This is a genomic window from Streptomyces sp. NPDC014801, from assembly GCF_043082085.1.
In the GTDB taxonomy this organism is placed as follows: domain Bacteria; phylum Actinomycetota; class Actinomycetes; order Streptomycetales; family Streptomycetaceae; genus Streptomyces.
In genome coordinates this window covers 103,718-124,174 of record NZ_JBIBXG010000011.1, presented here as the reverse complement: position 1 = coordinate 124,174, position 20,457 = coordinate 103,718, and the positions used below count along the sequence as shown (strand labels likewise).

General features: G+C 73.5%; 20 protein-coding genes. 10 read left to right on the top strand and 10 right to left on the bottom strand.

Annotation, left to right across the window (positions count from 1 at the left end):
* Positions 1 to 57 precede the first annotated feature (57 nt).
* The gene (locus ACF1AL_RS26425) at positions 58 to 2,310 is read left to right on the top strand and encodes an FUSC family protein (RefSeq protein WP_391820215.1); all 2,253 of its coding nucleotides are present in this window, start codon (positions 58 to 60) and stop codon (positions 2,308 to 2,310) included.
* 713 nt (positions 2,311 to 3,023) lie between these two features.
* On the opposite strand, the gene ACF1AL_RS26420 is transcribed toward ACF1AL_RS26425, so the two are convergent.
* From ACF1AL_RS26420 to ACF1AL_RS26405, 4 genes are all read right to left on the bottom strand, one after another.
* Positions 3,024 to 3,455 (bottom strand): hypothetical protein, encoded by a 432-nt coding sequence (locus tag ACF1AL_RS26420; RefSeq protein WP_366841757.1) that lies wholly within the window; start codon positions 3,453 to 3,455, stop codon positions 3,024 to 3,026.
* A 28-nt stretch (positions 3,456 to 3,483) separates the two neighbouring features.
* Positions 3,484 to 4,317 (bottom strand): DUF1206 domain-containing protein, encoded by an 834-nt coding sequence (locus ACF1AL_RS26415; protein ID WP_366841758.1) that lies wholly within the window; start codon positions 4,315 to 4,317, stop codon positions 3,484 to 3,486.
* A 183-nt stretch (positions 4,318 to 4,500) separates the two neighbouring features.
* Entirely contained in the window at positions 4,501 to 5,358 is an 858-nt protein-coding gene (locus tag ACF1AL_RS26410) for a SigB/SigF/SigG family RNA polymerase sigma factor (RefSeq protein ID WP_391661256.1), read from the bottom strand.
* A 276-nt stretch (positions 5,359 to 5,634) separates the two neighbouring features.
* Positions 5,635 to 6,069: an ATP-binding protein gene (locus ACF1AL_RS26405; RefSeq protein ID WP_384202911.1), complete on the bottom strand. Its 435-nt coding sequence runs from the start codon at positions 6,067 to 6,069 to the stop codon at positions 5,635 to 5,637.
* A 369-nt stretch (positions 6,070 to 6,438) separates the two neighbouring features.
* Between ACF1AL_RS26405 and ACF1AL_RS26400 the strand changes: the two genes are divergently transcribed.
* The 3 genes from ACF1AL_RS26400 to ACF1AL_RS26390 all read left to right on the top strand — a co-directional run bounded on the left by ACF1AL_RS26400 (position 6,439) and on the right by ACF1AL_RS26390 (position 8,948).
* Positions 6,439 to 6,672, top strand: a complete 234-nt coding sequence (locus ACF1AL_RS26400) for a hypothetical protein (RefSeq protein ID WP_391661257.1) — start codon at positions 6,439 to 6,441, stop codon at positions 6,670 to 6,672.
* A 75-nt stretch (positions 6,673 to 6,747) separates the two neighbouring features.
* Positions 6,748 to 8,214, top strand: coding sequence for an aminotransferase class I/II-fold pyridoxal phosphate-dependent enzyme (locus ACF1AL_RS26395; protein WP_391827655.1), 1,467 nt, complete (start codon positions 6,748 to 6,750; stop codon positions 8,212 to 8,214).
* A gap of 284 nt (positions 8,215 to 8,498) precedes the next feature.
* Complete coding sequence (locus tag ACF1AL_RS26390; protein ID WP_391705748.1) at positions 8,499 to 8,948, top strand: cyclic nucleotide-binding domain-containing protein; 450 nt, start codon at positions 8,499 to 8,501, stop codon at positions 8,946 to 8,948.
* 94 nt (positions 8,949 to 9,042) lie between these two features.
* On the opposite strand, the gene ACF1AL_RS26385 is transcribed toward ACF1AL_RS26390, so the two are convergent.
* Positions 9,043 to 10,443, bottom strand: coding sequence for an MFS transporter (locus ACF1AL_RS26385; protein ID WP_391827653.1), 1,401 nt, complete (start codon positions 10,441 to 10,443; stop codon positions 9,043 to 9,045).
* Positions 10,444 to 10,570: 127 nt separating this feature from the next.
* Positions 10,571 to 11,182: a LysE/ArgO family amino acid transporter gene (locus ACF1AL_RS26380; RefSeq protein WP_391661260.1), complete on the bottom strand. Its 612-nt coding sequence runs from the start codon at positions 11,180 to 11,182 to the stop codon at positions 10,571 to 10,573.
* A 77-nt stretch (positions 11,183 to 11,259) separates the two neighbouring features.
* Between ACF1AL_RS26380 and ACF1AL_RS26375 the strand changes: the two genes are divergently transcribed.
* Together ACF1AL_RS26375 and ACF1AL_RS26370 are read left to right on the top strand one after the other, a co-directional pair.
* Positions 11,260 to 12,162, top strand: coding sequence for a LysR family transcriptional regulator ArgP (locus ACF1AL_RS26375; protein WP_384202898.1), 903 nt, complete (start codon positions 11,260 to 11,262; stop codon positions 12,160 to 12,162).
* A 142-nt stretch (positions 12,163 to 12,304) separates the two neighbouring features.
* Positions 12,305 to 12,553: a WhiB family transcriptional regulator gene (locus ACF1AL_RS26370; RefSeq protein WP_366841767.1), complete on the top strand. Its 249-nt coding sequence runs from the start codon at positions 12,305 to 12,307 to the stop codon at positions 12,551 to 12,553.
* A gap of 184 nt (positions 12,554 to 12,737) precedes the next feature.
* On the opposite strand, the gene ACF1AL_RS26365 is transcribed toward ACF1AL_RS26370, so the two are convergent.
* Both ACF1AL_RS26365 and ACF1AL_RS26360 read right to left on the bottom strand, forming a co-directional pair.
* Positions 12,738 to 13,199: a DUF6098 family protein gene (locus ACF1AL_RS26365; protein ID WP_384202892.1), complete on the bottom strand. Its 462-nt coding sequence runs from the start codon at positions 13,197 to 13,199 to the stop codon at positions 12,738 to 12,740.
* Between the two features lie 89 nt (positions 13,200 to 13,288).
* Complete coding sequence (locus ACF1AL_RS26360; RefSeq protein WP_391705736.1) at positions 13,289 to 14,740, bottom strand: M1 family metallopeptidase; 1,452 nt, start codon at positions 14,738 to 14,740, stop codon at positions 13,289 to 13,291.
* Between the two features lie 154 nt (positions 14,741 to 14,894).
* On the opposite strand from ACF1AL_RS26360, the gene ACF1AL_RS26355 reads away from it, so the two are divergent.
* The gene (locus ACF1AL_RS26355; protein ID WP_366839800.1) at positions 14,895 to 15,248 is read left to right on the top strand and encodes a DUF488 family protein; all 354 of its coding nucleotides are present in this window, start codon (positions 14,895 to 14,897) and stop codon (positions 15,246 to 15,248) included.
* A 30-nt stretch (positions 15,249 to 15,278) separates the two neighbouring features.
* Here ACF1AL_RS26355 and ACF1AL_RS26350 read toward each other — a convergent pair whose 3' ends face one another.
* Positions 15,279 to 16,952, bottom strand: a complete 1,674-nt coding sequence (locus tag ACF1AL_RS26350; protein ID WP_391705733.1) for an FAD-binding dehydrogenase — start codon at positions 16,950 to 16,952, stop codon at positions 15,279 to 15,281.
* A 14-nt stretch (positions 16,953 to 16,966) separates the two neighbouring features.
* Complete coding sequence (locus ACF1AL_RS26345) at positions 16,967 to 17,596, bottom strand: TetR/AcrR family transcriptional regulator (protein ID WP_366839802.1); 630 nt, start codon at positions 17,594 to 17,596, stop codon at positions 16,967 to 16,969.
* A gap of 137 nt (positions 17,597 to 17,733) precedes the next feature.
* Here ACF1AL_RS26345 and ACF1AL_RS26340 point away from each other — a divergent pair, with 137 nt between their 5' ends.
* The 3 genes from ACF1AL_RS26340 to ACF1AL_RS26330 all read left to right on the top strand — a co-directional run bounded on the left by ACF1AL_RS26340 (position 17,734) and on the right by ACF1AL_RS26330 (position 20,449).
* Positions 17,734 to 18,363 carry an alpha-ketoglutarate-dependent dioxygenase AlkB family protein gene (locus tag ACF1AL_RS26340; protein ID WP_386419617.1) on the top strand — a complete coding sequence of 210 codons (630 nt, stop codon included), beginning with the start codon at positions 17,734 to 17,736 and terminating at the stop codon, positions 18,361 to 18,363.
* 83 nt (positions 18,364 to 18,446) lie between these two features.
* Positions 18,447 to 19,193 carry an MBL fold metallo-hydrolase gene (locus tag ACF1AL_RS26335; RefSeq protein ID WP_386585937.1) on the top strand — a complete coding sequence of 249 codons (747 nt, stop codon included), beginning with the start codon at positions 18,447 to 18,449 and terminating at the stop codon, positions 19,191 to 19,193.
* Between the two features lie 20 nt (positions 19,194 to 19,213).
* Positions 19,214 to 20,449, top strand: a complete 1,236-nt coding sequence (locus ACF1AL_RS26330) for a DUF4032 domain-containing protein (protein ID WP_391705729.1) — start codon at positions 19,214 to 19,216, stop codon at positions 20,447 to 20,449.
* Positions 20,450 to 20,457 lie beyond the last annotated feature (8 nt).

Below are 20,457 nucleotides of genomic sequence, written 5' to 3'. Positions count from 1 at the left end.
GTCATGGCATGCTGAGGGCCGTAAGCCACGACCTTCTGAGCGGAGTGACACGGCGGCGTGAGTGCAGCGGGACGGACGGGCCGGACACGACTGAGGGACGCGCTCGCGGCGTCCGACCCGGGGCTGCTGCGGCTGGTCGCCGGCCTCAGGACGGCCGGCGCGATCGCCCTGACGCTGGCCGTGCTCGGCGTGCTCGGCGCCCCGGTCAAGCACCTGGTGGCCGGGGCCATCGCGGCGATGGTCGCGACGTTCGCCATCCGGGAGAAGCAGCGCACACAGCAGGCGGTGACGCTGGCGCTGGGGCTGCCCATGGCGCTGGTGTCGCTGTCGCTGGGGGCCGTGCTGACCTCGCTGAGAGTGGCCGGTGACATCTTCTTCGTCGTCCTCATCTTCTGCGCGGTCTACGCACGGCGGTTCGGGGACCGGGGCACCGCGCTCGGTCTGATCGCGTTCCAGGTGTACTTCCTGTCCCTGTTCGTGGGCGCCACCTCCGAGACCCTGCCCGAACTGTGCGGGGTGGTGGCGATCGCGTTCGCCGCGAGCGCGCTGATGCGGTTCGCGGTGGTGCCGACCGGGCCCACCTGGATCCTGGAACGGCTCCGGCAGGCGTTCCGGGCCCGCCTCGCCCAGCTGCTGGCGGCCCAGGTGGAACTGCTGGACGCCGGGCCCGAGGACATCGACAAGGCCCTGGAGGAGGTCCGCGAGGGCACGGGGCGGCTGCACGAGACGGCGATGATGATCCAGGGGCGCCTGGAGGAGGGCACCTCCGACGAGGCCGTGGCCCGGCTGGTGCAGCGGCGCATCGCGGACGCCGAGATCGCCGCCGAACGCCTCGGGCTGCTGTTGCTCACCGCGCGCAGCGCCGAGCGCGCCGACACCCTCACGCTCCACCTGCCGGGCGCCACGCTGCCCACCGGCGGGCATCTGCCGGTGCGGGACGAGGCGACCGGCGCGCTGCGCCGCGATCTGCAGGCGCTGCGGATGCTGGTGCTGCAGCCGGCCGCGGCGGCCCGCGGCACCGGGCTCGCGCAGGTGCGCAACCGGCTGCTCGGCTACCGCGACGAGGAGAACCTGCCGGAGGCGGCGACCGCCGTGCAGGACGTCTTCCGCGGCATCGGCGAGACGGCCCGCGCGGTGATGGGTCTGCGGGTCGCGCTGGACGGGCCGCAGGACGAGTCCGACGACTCCCCCGCCACCACCCGCTCCCGCGAGGAGCTGGACGCCGAGGATGCCGCGATCGGCAGCGCGGAGGAGGGCGAGCGGGAAGAGGAGGAGCAGCTCGCCGGGCTGAAGCGGCCCACCACCCGGGCGGCCGTGCAGGTCGCGGTCGGGTCGTCGCTCGCCATCGTCGGCGGGGAGTTCCTGTCCGCGCAGCGCTGGTACTGGGCGGTGCTCACCTGCTGGATCGTCTTCATCAACACCTCCTCCACCGGGGAGATCCTGGTCAAGGGCTACCGGCGGCTGGTGGGCACCGTGCTCGGCGTGGTGGCGGGCATCGCGCTGGCGGGGCTGGTCGGGCACCACACATGGACGGCGTTCGCGCTGGTGCTGCTGTTCGTGTTCGCGATGTTCTACACCGCGCCGCTGTCGTACACGCTGATGTCGTTCTTCGTGACGGCCGCGCTGGGGCTGCTCTACACGCTGCTGCACACCTACAGCGCCTCCGTGCTGGTGCTGCGCGTGGAGGAGACGGCGCTGGGCGCGGCCTGCGGGGTGATCGCGGCGGCGCTGGTGCTGCCGGTGCACACGGGCCGGCGTACGGACGAACTGCTGGGGACGGTGCTGGAGCGGCTGGCCGACGTCACCGAGCGGGCCGTGGACCAGCTCAGCGGCGGCCCCGCGGTGGAGCTGCTGGACCTCGCGCGCGACCTGGACCAGGCGCTGGCGGACCTCAGTGCGGCGACGCAGCCGCTGACCCACCCGGTCACGCCCCTGCGCTCACGGCGCGACACCGCGCGCTATGTGGTGGCGCTGCTGGAGACGTGCGCGTACCACGCGCGCTCGCTCGCGGCCATGGCGGAACTGCTCCCCACACATCCGGCCATCGCGGCGGACCCGCGGCTGCGCGGGGCGGGGCAGCGCATCCTGGACAACATCCGCACCATCGCGGCGCATGTCACCGACGGTGAGGCGGCCGGGAAGGTGCAGACGGGGCCGAGCCTCGCCGCGCTGCTCCAGCCCGGCGACCCCGGCACACCGCGCTACGGCCGCATCACCGACCGCGTGCTGCGGCACCTGCAACGCCTGGACGAGGCAGTCGTGGGCCTGGCCCGCCCACTGGGCGCCCCACGAGCGGAACCGGCGAAGTGAGGTAAGCGGGACGGGACGACGGCTCGGCGGCCTGTCGGCCTCGGTCCGTCCGGCTCGCCTGACGCCGCGCCGACGCGCGCGCGGCGGTCGAGCGTGGCTGAAGCAGCCGGGCAGGCACACGCCCGCCGACCTCAGGCTCCCCCCGGGCAGGCGTCAGCACCTGCTGCAAGGCCGACTGGCGGCAGCTGACGTCGGTCTGACGAGCGCGCGCGGGGCGCCCGCAGGCGGAGCCTGCGGGCGTGACGTGTGCCGGGCGGGACGACGGTTCGGCGGCCTTGTCTGCCTCACCCCGGCATCCGCCCGTCCGGCTCGCCTGACGTCGGGCCGACGCGCGCCCGGCGGTCGACCGTGGATGAACCGGCCGCACAGGCGCACGCCCGCCGGCCGCAGGCTCGGCCGGGGCGTCAGCGGCCACCGCAAGGCGGACCAGCGGCAGCAAGCGTCGGCCTGACAAGCGCGCCCAGGGCACCCGCGGGCGAACGCGGCCAGACAGGCGCACGCGCGCCGGCCACAGGTTCGGCCGGGCAGGCATCGGCGGCCGCCGCAAGCCGGCTGGCGGCAGCCTGCGTCGGCACGACGAGCGCGCGCAAGGTGCCCGCGGGCGGAAGCGTGCCAGGTGCAGGCCTCGGCCGCAGGCCCGGCCGGCCGGGCGCCTGCCGGCCCGCCGCGAGGCCGACCGGTGGCGCGCGGCAGCGGACCCGCTGGGGCCGGGGTCAGAAGTCGGTGGGCAGGCCGCTTGCCTCGGCGATGCCGCGGAGTTCCTGGTCGGTGTGGCGGCGTTCCTGGAGGTAGCCCGCGATCCGGTCGAGGCTGTTCGGGTCGGAGGCGGTGTCCGCGTCCGTGACGACGCGGACCGGGCCGGTGCCCTCCACGTCGATCTCGACGACCTGGTTGTCCAGGCGGCCGGTCACGGCGGTGGCGATGACGAGGGCCGCCTCGTCGCGGATGGTCTGCGGCAGGCCCTCGGCGCGCTCGCAGTCCACCACCAGCTCCATGCCTCCGAACCGCTGCTCCTCGATGGCCCGCAGCACGGGCTCCACCACGCTGAGCAGCAGCTGGAAGTCGTCGGTGTCCATCCTGAACCGCAGCAGGTCGAGGTAGACGTCCACGGGGCGCTCGTCCGGCGGGAGGTCTGAGTCGTCCATGTCCCCCGGGTTCCCCGGCCCGCGCCGCTCAGACGCGCCGCCAGCGGGCCAGTGCGAAGGAGAACACGCCGAACAGGACGAGACCGGCCGCCACCAGCGTGAGCAGCCAGGGTCCGAGCGGGGTCCCGGCGAAGGAGCGGAGCGTGTCGTCGAGCCCCTTGGCCCGCCCCGGGTCGGTGTCGACGGCCGCACGTACGGCGAAGGCACCGGCGGCGGTGAAGACCAGGCCGCGCGCGACGCCGCCTCCCACACCGGTGACGTCGGTGAGCCGGCGGCCCCACCGCGGCATGGCGGCCTGCCGCAGCTGCTTGCGGTAGGTGCGCCGGGCGGCCGCCACGCCGATCCACACGCCGGCGACGGCGATCCCGGCCCCGGCCACGCCGACCAGCCACTGGCCGGCCGGCAGATCGAGCACCCGGGCGGTGACGTCGCGGGACTGCCGGTCGCTGGACCCGCCGCCGCCCGACCCGGCCGCGAACGACAGCACGGAGTAGGCGACGCAGCAGTAGAACACGCAGCGGACCACCGCCAGGAGCCGCTTCTTGGCCGAGCGCCCGTCCGCGCCGGCCGATCCGAAGACCGCCTCGGACAGCCGCCACAGGGCCATCCCGGCGAGGCCGACGCCCAGCGCCCACAGCAGCACGGAACCGAGCGGCTGCCGTGACAGCTCGGCGAGGGCGCCTCCGCGGTCCGCCTGGTGGCCGCCGTCGCCGAAGGAGATCTGCAGCGCCAGCGCGCCGACCAGCAGGTAGATCACGCCCCGCGCGGCCAGTCCGGCACGCGCCGCGCTCTCGGTCACCGTCCCCCGGGCCATCCGTTCGGCCTCGGCACGGCCGCCCCGCCCCATGGCATATGTGTTCATGCTCGCCTCCCGGACTCCCGGATGCCCCGACTTCGCTCCGGCACACCGCCCCCGGGCGGCCGGCGCCGCGGGCGGTGTGCCGGCCGCCCGGACACGACGGCACGACGTCGTACGCCTCCCGGCCTCCGCTGGTGCGGTGCGGAGCCCGGAAGGCGTACGACGTCGTGGGGTGCCGGCGGTGTCTCAGCCGCGGCGCGGTGAGGAACCGGGACGGCGCGGCCGGCGGCCCATGGCCTCCTCGCGCACCCGGGCACAGCTGCGGCTGATCAAGCGGGAGACGTGCATCTGGGAGATGCCGAGCTGGTCGGCGATCCGGCTCTGTGTCATGTCCTCGAAGAATCGCATGTACAGGATGGCGCGTTCACGTTCCGGCAGATGGCGCAGGCCCTCCTTGGCGGACTCGCGGTCGATGACGATGTCGTAGGAGCCGTCCGGCGCGCCGAGCGTGTCGGCGAGGCTGTAGCCGTCGTCGTCGGCCGACACCTCCGCGTCCAGCGACAGCGTGCTGAAGCTGTCCAGCGCCTCGAGCCCGGCGTTGACCTCGTCCTCGGTCAGTCCGGTGTGCGCGGCGATATCCGCGACGGAGGGCTCCGGGGAGCCGGGGTTCTGGGTGAGGTCGCGGCGGGCGATCCGTACCTTGTTGCGCAGCTCCTGCACGCGCCGGGGGACGCGCAGGGCCCACATGCGGTCGCGGAAGTGCCGTTTGACCTCACCGGTGATGGTCGGCACGGCGTAACTCTCGAAGGCGCCGCGGCTAGGGTCGTAACGGTCGATGGCCTTCACCAGGCCCAGTGCGGCCACCTGGCGCAGGTCCTCCAGCGATTCGCCGCGGTCGCGGAAGCGGCCGGCGATGCGGTGGGCCATGGGCAGCCAGGCGGTGACGAGCTCGTCGCGCAGGGCCTCGCGCTCGGGGCCGTCCTCCAGCGCGGCGAGGCGGGCGAACGCCTCTGCGGTGTCGGGGGCGTCGTCGTGCGACCGCCCGGGGGACGAGGTGGGTCGGACGTCCGTGCCAGGTCGGCTTGTCGACATGTCGCTCAGCATGATGCGGATTTGCTCCTGAACAGGTGGTTTCAGGGACTTACCGCGGGAGGGTGAGGGTGCCGCCGGTTCGCCGTCAGGCCCCGGGCAGCTGTACCGCTCCCGCTGACGCGCCTCCGGTCCGAAGCACGAAATTGCGTGTGCCCCTCCCTCCCCGCAGCAAACACAGCGAATGAATTGAGCTGCGGAAACCGCTCGGAAGGGGGACGTCCGGAAGCGCGCGGAACAAGGGCAGGGAACACTTCGCCCAGCAGTCGGCGCTCGGCGAGGCGCTCGGAGTCAGTAGACGGGGACCTCGGCCGTGATCCGCTTCCCGCCCGCGGGCAGGTCCGTGACGTGCACGTCCCGCGACAGTCGGCACACGATCGGCCAGCCGCGGCCGCCGACCCTGCGCCGTCCCTCGGCGTCGCGCGGCGCCTCGGTCACGGGCAGCCGGCGACTGCGGTCGCTGACGGACACGCGCACCCCTCCGGCCACGAGGTCCACGGCGAAACCGGTGACCCCGCCGCCGTGCAGGATGGCGTTGGACGTCAGCTCCGAGGCGACGAGCAGCGCGTCGGACAGCGCCGCCTCGTCGAACCGCGCTCCGGTGTCCCGGCAGCGCCGGTCGACGGCGCTGCGGACGGCCGCGCGGACGTCGGCCGGACAGCAGGGACCGCACCGCTCGCACGGTGCGTCCCCGACGTCCAGGGGGGTGGCGTACTCCGCGCTCATCCTTTCGCTCCCTCACAATGCTCCCGCGCGTTCCGCGTCGTGATCTGCGTGGTCTTCGTGCTCTGCGTGGTCGTGGTGCTCTGCATGGTTTTCGTGATCTGCACGATCCCCGTGGTGGTCTGCACGATTTGCGTGGTGGTCCGGATCGTGCGCGCGGTCGGCTCGTGCGGCGGACCGGGCCGGGCCCGACGCCTCGTCGACGCGACCGCTGCCGACCATGTCCTGATGGCCCTGGGCCCCCGGCATCCCCCGGTGGCACCGGGACGTGTGAGGCCCTCGTAGTCCGGCTGACCTCTCCCGGCCGCGGCAAACCTGACGTTTCGGGCATGTTCCGGTCATTGACCCGTTCGGCGGGGGTAGTCGGACGGCATGACGGATGTCGTGGACTCAGATGAGCTGTTGCGCCGGATCCAGCGCGCCCGGGCCTATGCCGCGCAGGAGGCGCGTGCCGGGCGGGCCAGGGGCGGGACCGGAGAGCCGGAGACCGGTGCGGGCACGGACGACGCGGCCCCCGATGCGGCGGTGCGCACGGTGGCGTACGAGGTGGTGCTCCAGGTGCTGGACGAGATCCTCAGGCCCGGCAGCCATACCGAACAGCGCTGACCGCCCGGGACCGGGCGGACCGGTCACCCGGGTGGGCCTGGTTGCCGGAGGCGGGTGCGGGGAACCCGCACCCGCATGGCTGCTGATCACACCCGAGCACCGGTTCTCCAAGCCCTGGTCGACTACCGTCGCCGGGGCCGTTTGTCGTTCACCCCGCCCGGCCACAAGCAGGCACGCGGCGCCGACCCGGCCGTACGGGAGGTGCTGGGGGACGCCGTGTTCCTCGGTGACGTGCTGGCGACCGGCGGGCTGGACGACCGGCTGACGCGCGGGCAGGTGCTGCAGCGGGCCGAGGAGCTGATGGCCGACGCGGTACATGCCGAGCACACCTTCTTCACCACCTGCGGCAGCTCCCTGTCCGTGAAGGCGGCCATGCTCGCGGTGGCCGGTCCGCACGAGAAGCTGCTGATCGGGCGGGACGCGCACAAGGCGGTGGTGTCGGGGCTCGTGGTGTCCGGGATCGAGCCCGTGTGGGTGGAACCCCGCTGGGACGCCGAACGCCATCTGGCGCACCCGCCCGCGGCCGAGGACTTCGCGCGGGCGTTCGCCGCGCATCCGGACGCCAAGGGCGCGCTGGTCACCTCGCCGACCCCGTACGGGGCCTGCGCGGACCTGCGTGCCATCGCGGAGGTGTGCCACGGGCACGGGGTGCCGTTGATCGTGGACGAGGCCTGGGGCGCCCATCTGCCCTTCCATCCGGACCTGCCGTCGTGGGCCATGGACGCGGGCGCCGACATCTGCGTGACGAGCATCCACAAGATGGGCAGCGGGCTGGAGCAGGGCTCGGTCTTCCATGTGCAGGGCGACCTGGTGCCTCCGCAGCTGCTGAAGAACCGGTCCGACCTGCTCGGCACGACGAGCCCGTCGGTGCTGATCTACGCCGGCCTGGACGGCTGGCGGCGGCAGATGGCGCTGCACGGCCGCGAGATCATGGGCGGGGCGCTGGAGCTGGCCGCCGAGGTGCGCGGCGCGATCGAGGACATCGAGGGGCTGCACGTCAACGACCGGGACGACTTCTGCGGACCGGGCCTCGCCGACGACTTCGACCCGCTGCCCACGATCATCGACGTCTCCGGTCTCGGGATCACCGGCTACCGGGCGGCGGACTGGCTGCGCGAGCACCGCGAGGTGGAGATGCACCTGGTGGACCACCGGCGGATCGGGGCGCAGATCACCCACGGGGACGACCGGGAGACGACGGGCGTGCTGCTGGCCGCGCTGAAGGACCTGGCCGCCGCGGCGCCCGAGCTGCGGCCGGCGCCCGCGGTGGACGTGCCCTCGCCGCAGGAGCTGCGGCTGGAGCAGGTGCGGCTGCCGCGCGACGCGTTCTTCGGCCCGGCGGAGGACGTGCCGGTGGCCGAGGCCGCGGGGCGGATCGCGGCGGAGATGATCACGCCGTACCCGCCCGGCATCCCGGCGGTGCTGCCGGGCGAGCGGCTGACCGAGCCGGTGCTGCGCTATCTGCGGACGGGGCTGGCGGCGGGGATGTTCCTGCCCGACCCGGGCGACCCGGAGCTGGAGACCGTGCGGGTGGCGAAGTGAAACGGGTCACGTGACCGGCTTCCGGCTGGGATTTCGTCCCCCAGATGGTTTACGGTTCATCCATACGTGGTGACGGGGTCGACCGTCGAAGTCCTCCGTACGCCACCCTTTACGGCCCTGGCTGGTTTCCCCCGTCCAGCCAGGGCTTTTTCATGCCCTCGCCGGCCGGTGCCCGGGCCGCGCGGCGGAAACCCGCCGTCCGCCGAGGTGCCCGCAGGCCCGCCAGCGGCTGAAATGGGCGTAGGGAAAGCCCCGGAAGCATCGCCGGCGAGGAGCCCCGTGCCATGACCAAAGCGACGAAACTGCTGACCGCCCTGCCCCCGCCCCAGCGCCGACACCTCATGGAACTCGCCCACGAGGTGTCCTTCGCGGAGGACACCCAGATCTTCCATGCGGGCGGGCGGGCCGACCGCTTCTGGATCATCCGCTCCGGTTCGGTCTCCCTGACCCAGCAGGTCACGTCGATCCAGCGGGTCACCGTCGCCTCCCTCGGCGCGGGCGACCTCCTCGGCTGGTCCTGGCTCTTCCCGCCGTACGAGTGGGACTTCGGCGCCGAGGCGTTCAGCCCCGTGCGCGCCTACGAGTTCCACGCCCAGCCGGTACTGCGGCTGTGCGAAGAAGACCCGGCGCTGGGGCTGTCGCTCATGCGGATCGTCGCGGAGATCCTGGCACACCGGCTGGAGAGCACCCGCAACAAGCTGATGGAGCAGTACGCGATGCGCCGCACCCGCTAGCCGGCACCCCACGGCCCCTCCGGGAGCGCGGGGCCGACGCCTGCCCGCGCCCCGGGGGTCCGCCGCCCGCCCGGATCCGATCCGGTGGCCCCGTTCAGATCCGGTACCTCCGCAGCGCCGGCATCACCGTCGCCAGGAGCAGCATGACGGCGACGACGAGCAGGCCGCCGCCGGCCACCGCCGCGCGAGGGCCGAAGGCCGACCCGGCGGTGCCGTGCAGGACGTCGGCCAGACGCGGGCCGCCCGCCACCACGACGGTGAACACCCCCTGCATGCGTCCGCGCATCTCGTCGGTGGCCGCGGACAGCAGGATGGCCCCGCGGAAGACCATCGAGATCATGTCGGCGAGGCCGGCGGCCGCCAGGAACGCCACCGCGAGCCACAGGTTGCCGCTGAGCCCGAACCCGCTGATCGCCACGCCCCAGCCGACGACCGCGCCGATCACCATCCAGCCGTGCCGGCGCGCCCGCGAGAAGGTGCCGGAGAACAGGCCGCCGAGCACCGCGCCCACCGGGATCGCGGCGAACAGCAGGCCGAGGGCGAGCCCCTCGCCGTAGGGCGCGTAGGTCTGGGCGGCGAGCTGGGGGAACAGGGCGCGGGGCATGCCGAGGACCATCGCCACGATGTCGGCGAGGAAGGACAGCAGCAGCACCTTGTGCCCGGAGATGTAGCGGAAGCCCTCCGCTATCTGCCGTACGCCCGCGCGGCGGGCCGCGGCCTCGCCGAGGGGCGGCAGCGCCGGCAGCCGGAACACCGCCCACAGCGTGACGCACAAGGCGAGCGCGTCGATCAGGTACAGCTCCGGCAGCCCGATCACCGGGATCAGCGCGCCCGCGAGGAGCGGCCCGGCGACCAGCCCGGTCTGCATGACGGTGGAGCCGAGCGCATTGGCGGCGGGCAGTTCCCCGGTGGGGACCAGACGGGCGATGGAGGCGTTGCGGGCCGGCGAGTTCAGCCCGAAGAACGCCTGCTGGGCCGCGAGGAGGACCATCAGCACGGCGACGGAGTCCAGGCCGGTCGCGGCCTGCGCCCAGAACAGCACCGAGGTGACGGCGATGCCGGTGTTGGTGATCAGCAGCAGCCGGCGCCGGTCCATGGTGTCGGCGACCGCGCCGCCCCACAGCGCGAACACCACCATCGGCACCAGGCCGGCGAGACTGGCGTAGCCGACCCAGGCCGAGGAGCCGGTGATGTCGTAGATCTGCTTGGGCACGGCGACGGCGGTGAGCTGGCTGCCGACGGCCGTGACGATGGTCGAGGACCACAGCCGCCGGTACGCCGGGCGGCGCAGGGGCCGGGTGTCCATCGCCCAGCGGCGCCAGCCGGTGCGCGGGGCGGACGCCGGCCGGTCGGCCGCTTCCTCGTGGATGGCCCCCGGCCGCTCGTCTCCCGCCTCAGGGGCCGGTACCTGTGATGGGGCCGGTTCCTGTGATGCCCCGCCGGCTTCCGCCGACGGGTGCCGCTTCGCTTCGGTGCTGCTCTCGCTCGTGTCCACGACGTCCCTGGATGGTCGTTACATCTTTCGTGTCCGGGGTTCACTATCGCAGCACCGGCCGTGCGCCTCGCCGGGCACCGGCCGTGCGCCTCGCCGGGCACCGGCCGTGCGCCTCTCCCGGGCCGGCTCAGCTCCGGGCGATCAGGGACACGCCGAGCACGATCATGGTGGCGGCGACCAGGGCGTCCAGGACGCGCCAGGCGGCGGGGCGGGCGAGGAAGCGGCCGAGGAGGCGGGCTCCGAAGCCGAGTGCGGCGAACCAGCACACGCTGGCCAGGGCGGCGCCGAGGCCGAACGTCCAGCGCAGCGCGCCGTGGCCGGCGGCGACGGAGCCCAGCAGGAAGACGGTGTCGAGGTAGACGTGCGGGTTGAGCCAGGTCATCGCCAGGCAGGTGAGCACCGCCCGCCGGCGCGAGCCCGCCGCCTCCCCCGCGGCCTGCAGCGTCCCCGGCCGCAGTACCCGCCGGGCGGCGAGGGCGCCGTAGCAGAGCAGGAACGCCCCGCCGATCCAGCCGACCGCCGTCAGCGCTCCCGGCCAGGTCACCACCAGGGCGCCGACGCCGCCCACGCCGAGGGCGATGAGGACGGCGTCGGACAGGGCGCAGATGCCGACGACGGCGAGGACCGCGTCCCGGCGGATGCCCTGACGCAGGACGAAGGCGTTCTGGGCGCCGATGGCGACGATGAGCGACAGGCCGGTGCCGAAGCCTGCGGCAGCGGCGGCGAGAGAGCTGGACATGCCCCCGACGCTACGGAAGGAGACATTCCAGGTACAGCTAAAGATTCTTACGTATCATTAGCCGATGTGAAGGTGCGATGATCGGCGAACTCCCCCTCGACCAGGTGCGCACCCTGCTGGCGGTGGTCGACGAGGGCACGTTCGACGCCGCGGCCGCCGCGCTGCACGTGACGCCGTCGGCGGTCAGCCAGCGGGTGAAGGCGCTCGAGCAGCGCACCGGGCGGGTGCTGCTGCTGCGCACCAAGCCGGTGCGGCCCACCGAGTCCGGTCTGGTGCTGGTGCGGCTCGCCCGCCAGGTGGCCCGGCTGGAGCGGGACGCCCACGCGGAGCTGGGGCTCAGCGGCACCGGGGAGCCGGTACGGGTGACGATCGCGGTGAACGCGGACTCGCTGGCCACCTGGTTCCTGGACGTGCTCACCCGGGTCCCCGGGGAGCTGCGGCTCTGCTTCGAACTGCGCCGTGAGGACGAGGACCACACGGCGACGCTGCTGCGCGACGGCGCGGTGATGGCCGCGGTGACCTCCTCCCCCGACCCGGTGCCCGGCTGCTCGGTGCGGGCCCTCGGCCGGATGCGGTATCTGCCCGTGGCGGCACCGGAGTTCGCCGCACGGTATCTGACGGGTGCTCCGCTGCCCGACGTCCTCGCCGAGGCACCGGTGATCGTCTTCGACCGGCGCGACGACTTCCAGGACGCCTTCGTACGGCGGCTGCGCGACGGTGACGGCGGTGCGAGCGCGCTGCGGCACCACGTGCCCACGTCGGAGGGGTTCGCCGAGGCGGTGGCCGCCGGGCTGGGCTGGGGCATGGTGCCCGAGGCGCAGGCCAGGCCGCTGCTGCGGGCCGGGCGCCTGGTGGAACCGGCACCCGGGCAGGCGGTGGACGTCCCGCTGTACTGGCAGCAGTGGCGGCTGGACTCCCCCGCGCTGGCCGCCGTCGCCGACGCGGTCGCCGCGACCGCCGCACAGGCGCTGCGCGGCTGACTGCGGGGCACCGTTTACAGCCATCGCCTCAACAAGCCGGGAGAATGGGTTGTTTCACCTCCGCATCGACAGGTGACCCGTCAGCGAGTGATGCATCCGCAAGGCCACGCAAGACGTCGATGCACGATCGAAGGTGACTTTGATGGACAACTGGCGAGAGCACGCCGCGTGCCGCCACGAGGACCCCGACCTGTTCTTCCCGATCGGCACCACCGGCCCGTCGCTGGTTCAGACCGAGCAGGCGAAGGCGGTGTGCCGGGATTGCCCGGTGCAGGAGCCGTGCCTGCGGTTCGCGCTGGACACCGACCAGGCGATCGGCGTCTGGGGCGGCACCAGCGAGACCGAACGCCGCCGGATGCGCCGCCGCGCGGGCAGCCGCAAGAGCGGGTAGGCCCGCCGGCGACCTTCGGAGCCGGCTGAGCCCCCGCCGACGCGGGCCGTCCGCCCCGGGCACGGGCCCGGGGCGGACGGCCCGGTGGCTTCCCGGCCCGGTCGCTTCCCGGCCCGGTCGGTTCCCCGGACCGGTCGCTTCCCCGGACCGGTCGCTTCCCCGGACCGGCGGAGTGCCGTGCCGGTCAGGAGCCCCGGCCGCGGCCCGTGCGGTCCAGTGGTCCCCAGTCGTTGTGCTGGTTCTCCACCTCCGCGCGGGCCTCGTCGATCACGGACTGATCGATCCAGCGCAGCGGACGCACGTCGGCGACCAGGGGCTCGTTGTCCGGTCCGCGTCCCGTCTCGTGGCCCTGCAGCACCCAGGGCCGGATGCCGGGCCCCTTCTCGTGGGGCAGATGGGCGTAGTCGTACAGCCGGCGGGCCACCCAGAGCCGGAGCGGGCGGCCCTCCCACCAGCGCTCGACGTCGAGCGGGTTGGCGGACAGGCCGGGCATGGGGACGCCCGTCAGCTCGTCGGTGCTGGACACCTTGCCGAGATCGGTCCCCGGCCCCTTGGACCAGCGGACGTACAGCCGCCGGTTGTCGTCGACCAGGTCGGTGAGCTCGGCGAGCGTGCGCACCACCGGCAGGTCGTCCCCTTCGTGCATGGCAGGACCTCCCTGTTTCGCCGTTCAGGCCGACGGAGTACCCGTGGGACGCACGGGAAATCAGGGGGTCCGGTGCCGGCCGGGCGGTTCTAAGGCCGGACGGGTTTGCCCGGGGTGTACAGCCACGTGTGGAGCAGTCCGCGCAGGTCGCGGCCGGACAGGCGTTCGGCGAGGGCGATGAGGCCGGCGGTCGTCCCGTGGCCCTCGCGGTGCTCGGCCGCCCAGGTCCGCAGGATCCGCAGGAAGGTGCGGTCGCCGACGGCCCGGCGCAGGACGTGCAGGGCCATGGCGCCGCGCGCGTAGACGGGGGTGCCGAAGATGCGGGCGCCGCTGCCGGGGTCGGCGGGCGGATACGCCCACAGCGGGTCGCCCGCCGGGCGGGCGTACAGCGTGTCGAAGGCCTGCTGGGCGCTGCGGCCGCCGTGCTGCTCGCTGTAGAGCCACTCGGCGTAGGTGGCGAAGCCCTCGTTGAGCCAGATGTCCTTCCAGGTGGTGAGCGAGACGGAGTCGCCGAACCACTGGTGTGCCGTCTCGTGGACGAGGGTGTCCAGGTCGGGTGCGGAGTCGTACACGGGCCGGGTCTGGGTCTCCAGCGCGTAGCCGACGTCGGGCGCGCGGTCCACGATCGAGCCCGCGGCCCGGAAGGGGTAGGGCCCGAAGACGCCGCGTCCCCAGGCGAGCACCACCGGAAGCTGCCGCAGCACGGGCTCGGCCGTCTCCGCCTCCCTGGGGTCGACGGCGTCGTAGACCCGGATGCCGTCGCGGGTCGTGTACTGCCGCACCCGGAAGGCGCCGATGGTGGCGGTGGCCAGGTAGGCGGCCATGGGTTCGGCCTGGTGCCAGCGGAAGGTGGTGGTGCCGCCGGCGGTGCGGGTGCCGAGCAGGACACCGTTGGCGACGGCGGTGCGCCCCTTCGGCACGGTGAGGGTGAAGTCGTACGACGCCTTGTCGGTGGGGTGGTTGTTCGCCGGGAACCAGGTCATGGCGCCCTGCGGCTCCCCGGCGACGAACGCCCCGTCGTCGGTGGGGATCCAGCCGTCGAGGGAGCCGTCGGGGTCGGTGACCGGCTTCGGGGTGCCGTGGTAGGTGACGGTGACGCGGAACTCCTGGCCCTTGCGCAGCGCGTGGCGGGGCGTCACGACGAGTTCCTGGCCGTCGCGCCGGTGGGCGGCCTCGGCGTGGTCCACGGTGAGGCCGGTGACGGTCAGTCCGCTCAGGTCGAGGTCGAAGCGGGTCAGGCGCTGGGTGGCGCGGGCGGTCAGGACGGCCCGGCCGTCGAGGTGACGGGTGCGCGTGTCGTAACGCAGCGTCAGATCGTAGTGGCGGACGTGGTAGCCGCCGTTGCCGGCGAGCGCGAAGTAGGGATCGCCGGCGCCGGCGGCGCCCGTGGTGCCGGCCGCTGCGGGCGAGGCGGTGGCGAGGAGGGCGGCGAGGGCGACGGGGACGGTGGCGAGGACGCCCCTGCGACCGAGGGCGGGGCCGCCTCGGGTGCGGCCGCCGAGGAGGCGGCGTCTGGCGGGTCGCTGCGAGGATCGGCTCACGTGCGCTCCTTGGGGGATGCCGGGTGATCAACCGGCCCTCAGCGTAGGAGGTGCGGGCGGTCCGGGCGCCGCTCGTTCAGGCCACGCCGTACGGCGTCGCCCGCCCGGCCCGCATTACGCTCGCAGCGACCGCACCCCGCAGAAAGGGCCGCGCATGAGCGTCCGCGTCCGTCGTGTGTACGACCCCCCGGAGCCGGACGACGGTGTCCGGGTCCTCGTCGACCGGCTGTGGCCGCGCGGTCTGTCCAAGGACGCCGCGCACGTCGACGAGTGGCCGAAAGGGCTCACCCCGTCGACGGAGCTGCGGCGCTGGTACCACGCGGGCCAGGGCTCCTACGAGGAGTTCCGGCAGCGCTACGAGGCGGAGCTCGCGGAGCCGGAGGCGGCGGAACTCCTCGCTCATCTGCGCGCCTCGGCCCGCCGGGGCCGGGTCACCCTGCTGACCGCGTCCAAGGCGCCCGAGGAGTCCCACGCCGCCGTCCTGCTGGGCCTGCTGAAGCGGACGTAGGACCTGCCGAAGCGGGCTCGGGGCCTGCCGTCAGGCGGTCTGCGCGGCGGCCGCCCGTCCGGCCGCGCGGCCCGAGAAGAGGCAGCCGCCGAGGAAGGTGCCCTCCAGCGCGTTGTAGCCGTGGACCCCGCCGCCGCCGAAGCCGGCGACCTCGCCGGCCGCGTAGAGCCCGTCGATCGGTGTGCCGTCCAGGCCCAGGGCGCGGGAGTCGAGGTCGGTCTGGATGCCGCCGAGGGTCTTGCGGGTCAGGATGTGCAGCTTGACGCCGATGAGCGGGCCGGCCGCCGGGTCGAGGATGCGGTGCGGGGTGGCGACGCGGCCGAGGCGGTCGCCGATGTAGCGGCGGGCGTTGCGGATGCCCTGCACCTGGGCGTCCTTGCTGTAGGGGTTGGTGATCTGCAGGTCGCGGGCCTCGATCTGGCGGCGGACGGTTCCGGCCTCCAGCAGGGGTTTGTCGGTGAGGCCGTTCATCTTCTCCACCAGCTCCTCCAGGGTGTCGGCGACGACGAAGTCAGCGCCGTGCCGCAGGAAGTCGGCGACGGGCCCCGGCGCGCCCTTGCCGAGGAGGCGGTCGCGCAGCACGGCGCGCTTGTCCTTGGCGGTGATGTCGGGGTTCTGCTCGGACCCCGACAGGGCGAACTCCTTCTCGACGATCTTGCGGGTGAGGATGAACCAGGAGTGGTCGTACCCGGCGATGTCCTCGGTGGTGCGCAGGTGCTTCAGGGTGCCGAGGGTGTCGTAGCCCGGCAGGCAGGGGTCGGGCAGGCGGCGGCCGAGGGCGTCGAACCAGAGGGAGGACGGGCCGGGGAGGATGCGGATGCCGTGGCCGGGCCAGATCGGGCTCCAGTTCCGCAGGCCTTCGGTGTAGTGCCACATGCGGTCGCGGTTGACCAGCCGGACACCGGCCTCGGCGCTGATGTCGAGCATGCGGCCGTCGACGTAGGCGGGCACGCCGGTGACCATCTCGGCGGGCGGGGTGCCGAGCCGCTCGGGCCAGTGACGGCGGACGATGTCGTGGTTGGCGCCGATGCCGCCGGTGGTGACGATCACGGCCTGGGCGGTCAGCTCGAAGTCGCCCGTCTCCTCGCGGTTGGAGGCGACGCCGCGCGGCGAGGCGTCGTCGGCGAGCACCTTGCCGCGCACGCCGCGGGCCGTGCCGTCCTCGATGACGAGCTCGTCGACGCGGTGGCGGTGGTGGAAGGTGAGCAGACCGTCGCGTGCGGCCTGCTTGGCGTGGTCCGCGAACGGCTCGACGACACCGGTGCCGGTGCCCCAGGCGATGTGGAAGCGGGGCACGGAGTTGCCGTGGCCGTCGGCGCGCAGGTCGCCGCGCTCGGCCCAGCCGACGGTGGGCAGCAGCTCGATGCCGTGCCCGGTCAGCCAGGACCGCTTCTCCCCCGCCGCCCACTCGACATAGGCGCGCGCCCAGCGCACCGCCCAGGAGTCCTCGTCGGCGAGCCGGTCGAAGGCCGCGCTGCCCTGCCAGTCGTTCCAGGCGAGGTCGAAGGAGTCCTTGATGCCGAGGCGCCGCTGCTCCGGGGTGTCGACGAGGAACAGCCCGCCGAAGGACCAGAACGCCTGGCCGCCGAGGTTGGCGGCGTTCTCCTGGTCGACGAGGGCGACGCGCCGGCCCCTGCTGGTCAGTTCGTGCGCCGCGACCAGGCCGGCGAGTCCGGCTCCGACGACGATGACGTCCGCGTCCATGCGCGCGTCCCCTTTCAGGGTCGGGGGGTGTGGCTGCCGTCCGTCAGCAGCGCGGTGAGGAGCTGCTTGAGCCAGGCGCGAGCGTGCTCGACGTCCTTGTCCAGCAGCAGTTGGGTGGTGACGCCGTCGTAGGCGGCGACGACGGCGTGGGCGGCGCCGTCCGCGTCGCCGAGCACGGCGGGCAGCGGGCTGTGCGCGGTGGCGCGGGCCAGCCGGTCGGCGATGGCCCGGCGCAGCCGTGCGCGGTGCTCCAGCAGGGTGCGGGCGACCTCGGGGGCGCGGGCGGCGCGCACCAGGAAGTCCGTCTTGACCAGCAGCCAGTCCACGTCGAGCAGCAGCACCTCGGTGACCCGGTCGACGCAGGCCGCCACGTCGAGGTCGCCGCCGTCCTCGGCGAGCGCGTCGGCGACCTGCTCGGCGATCAGGCCGGCGCGCTGTTCGTACAGCGCGAAGAACAGCTCGTCGAGGCTCGCGAAGTTGGAGTAGAAGGCGCCGCGGCTGTAGCCGGCGGCGTCGCAGACCTCCTCGATGGAGACCCGTCCGAAGCCCTTGGCGGCGAACACGGCGAAGGCGGCGTCCAGCAGATTCGCCCGGGTGCGCACCCGCCGCCGGGTGACACGCGGGGCCGCCTGCTCCACGGGCACGGGACCACCTCCCTTTCGATGCACGAATGTATTCGATACATCGGTGTATCGAAAGAGGTCACGAGGTGAAAGCTCCCGACGGGGAGAATCCAAGATCCGGTTAGAACATAATTTCGATTAAGGAGTACTCTGAGGTCATGGCCACGCACCTCCAGGGCTCCCTGTTCGACCAGACCGACGAGCTGCGCCTCGGCTCCCTCGGCGGGATCCGCCGGACCGAGCTGGGCTCCGGCGCCTGGATCGACGTGCTGCCCGGCTGGCTGAGCGGGGCGGACGCCCTGTTCGAGCGGCTGGCGGCCGAGGTGCCCTGGCGCGCCGAGCGCCGGAAGATGTACGACCAGGTCGTCGACGTCCCCCGGCTGCTCTGCTTCTACGGCGCCGAGGACCCGCTGCCCCACCCGGTGCTCGCCGAGGCCCGCGACCAGCTGTCCGCGCACTACGCCGGGGAGCTGCGTGAGCCGTTCACCACCGCCGGGCTGTGCTACTACCGCGACGGCCGCGACAGCGTCGCCTGGCACGGCGACCGGATCGGCCGCGGGGCGCGGGAGGACACCATGGTCGCGATCCTGTCCGTGGGCGCCCCGCGCGACCTGCTGCTGCGCCCGGTGCGGGGCGGGGGCGGCACCGTCCGCCGGCCGCTGGGCCACGGCGACCTGATCGTGATGGGCGGCTCCTGCCAGCGCACCTGGGAACACTGCGTGCCCAAGACCACGCGGGCCACGGGACCGCGCATCAGCGTGCAGTTCCGCCCGCAGGGCGTGCGCTGAAGCGGGCCGGGCTCCCGGCCATCACCATGATCTGCTTTGCTGTTCGCCGACATGCAGGCATCTCACCGGCGGGGGGACGACGAATGCGGGCGGACGTACGGCAAGTCGCCGACGGCACCTACCTGGTCCACGGCAGCAACACCAACTGGGTGATCCTGAAAGAAGGGGACGCCCTCACGCTGATCGACACCGGGTATCCCGGGGACCGGCAGCTGGTGCTGGACTCCCTGGCCCAGGTGGGCGGTTCACCCGAGGCGGTCGCGGCGGTGCTGATCACCCACGCGCACAACGACCACATCGGCTCCGCGGAGTACTTGCGCAGCACCCACGGCACCCCGGTCTACCTCCACCCGGCCGAAGTGCCGCACGCCCGGCGGGACTTCCTGCAGCAGGCGAACGTGGGCGACGTGGTCCGCAACATCTGGCGGCCCGGCATCGTGCCGTGGACCGTGCACGTCCTGCGCGTCGGCGGCCTGCAGCACAACCCGGTCGCCCTGCCGCAGCCGTTCCCGGCCGACGGCCCCCTCGACCTGCCCGGCCGGCCCGTGCCCGTGCTCACCCCGGGCCACACCGACGGCCACTGCGTCTTCCACCTGCCCGAGGCGGGCATCGTGATCTCCGGTGACGCCCTGGCCACCGGCCACGCGACCTCCCGGCTCAAGGGCCCCCAGATGCTCCTGGACTTCTTCCACCACGAGCGCGAACAGGCCCTCGCCTCGCTGGAGCTGATCGGCGCCCTCGACGGCGACACCCTGCTGCCCGGCCACGGCCCCGTCCACCGCGGCTCCGTGCGCGCGGCCGCCGAACAGGCCCGGCAGCGGGCCGCCTAGCGTGACTTAGGGTTCGTGCCATGGCTCTGCAGATCAGCGCGACCAACCCGGAGCACCCCGCGCTCCTGCTCGAACTGCCCTGGCAGCTGCCCCTGGAGGAGTGGCCCGAGGAGTACCTCGTGCCGCTCCCCCGGGGCATCTCCCGGCACGTCGTGCGCTACGCCCGCGCCGGCGACGAGGTGATCGCCGTCAAGGAACTGGCCGAGCGTCCCGCGCTGCGCGAGTACGAGCTGCTGCGCGACCTGGACCGGCTGTCCATCCCGGCCGTGGACGCCCTCGGCGTGGTCACCGGGCGCACCGACGCCTCCGGCGCCCCGCTGGAGCCGGTGCTGATCACCCGCCATCTGCGCGGCTCGATGCCGTACCGGTCGATGTTCGAGACGACCATGCGCCCGGCGACCATGCACCGGCTGATGGACGCCCTCGCGGTGCTGCTGGTGCGGCTGCACCTGGCCGGGTTCGCCTGGGGCGACTGCTCGCTGTCCAACACGCTCTTCCGCCGCGACGCGGGCGCGTACGCCGCCTATCTGGTGGACGCCGAGACGGGCGAGCTGCATCCGCGGCTGAGCCCCGGTCAGCGCGACTACGACCTCGATCTGGCCCGGGTCAACATCAGCGGAGAGCTGCTGGACCTGGAGGCGTCCGGCGCGCTGCACCCGTCGGTGGACCCGGTCGACTTCGGCACCGAGATCTGCGCCCGCTACACGAGGCTGTGGGAGGAGCTGACCCGCACGTCGGTCTATCCGGCGGGCAAGTACCACTACATAGAGCGCCGGATACGCCGGCTCAACGACCTCGGGTTCGACGTGGCCGAGATGCAGATCGAGCACAACGCCCACGGCGACTCGGTCACCTTCGTCCCCAAGGTCGTCGACGCGGGCCACCACCAGCGCCAGCTGCTGCGGCTCACCGGCCTGGACGCCGAGGAGAACCAGGCGCGGCGGCTGCTGAACGACCTGGAGAGCTGGATGGCCACCCAGGACGACTACGCCCCGGGCGATCCCCTCGCGGCCCGCCCCGAGGTGCTCGCCCACCGCTGGGTGCGCGACGTGTTCCGGCCGACCGTGCGGGCTGTACCCGTCGAGCTGCGCGGGAGCATGGACCCGGCGGAGATCTACCACGAGCTGCTGGAGCACCGCTGGTACCTGTCCGAGCGGGCCCAGCACGACATCGGGCTGGACACGGCGGTCAAGGACTACATCGAGAGGATCCTGCCGAAGGCGCGGGCGACGCTGGAGCCGACCGTCCCGGAGTGACGCCCGGC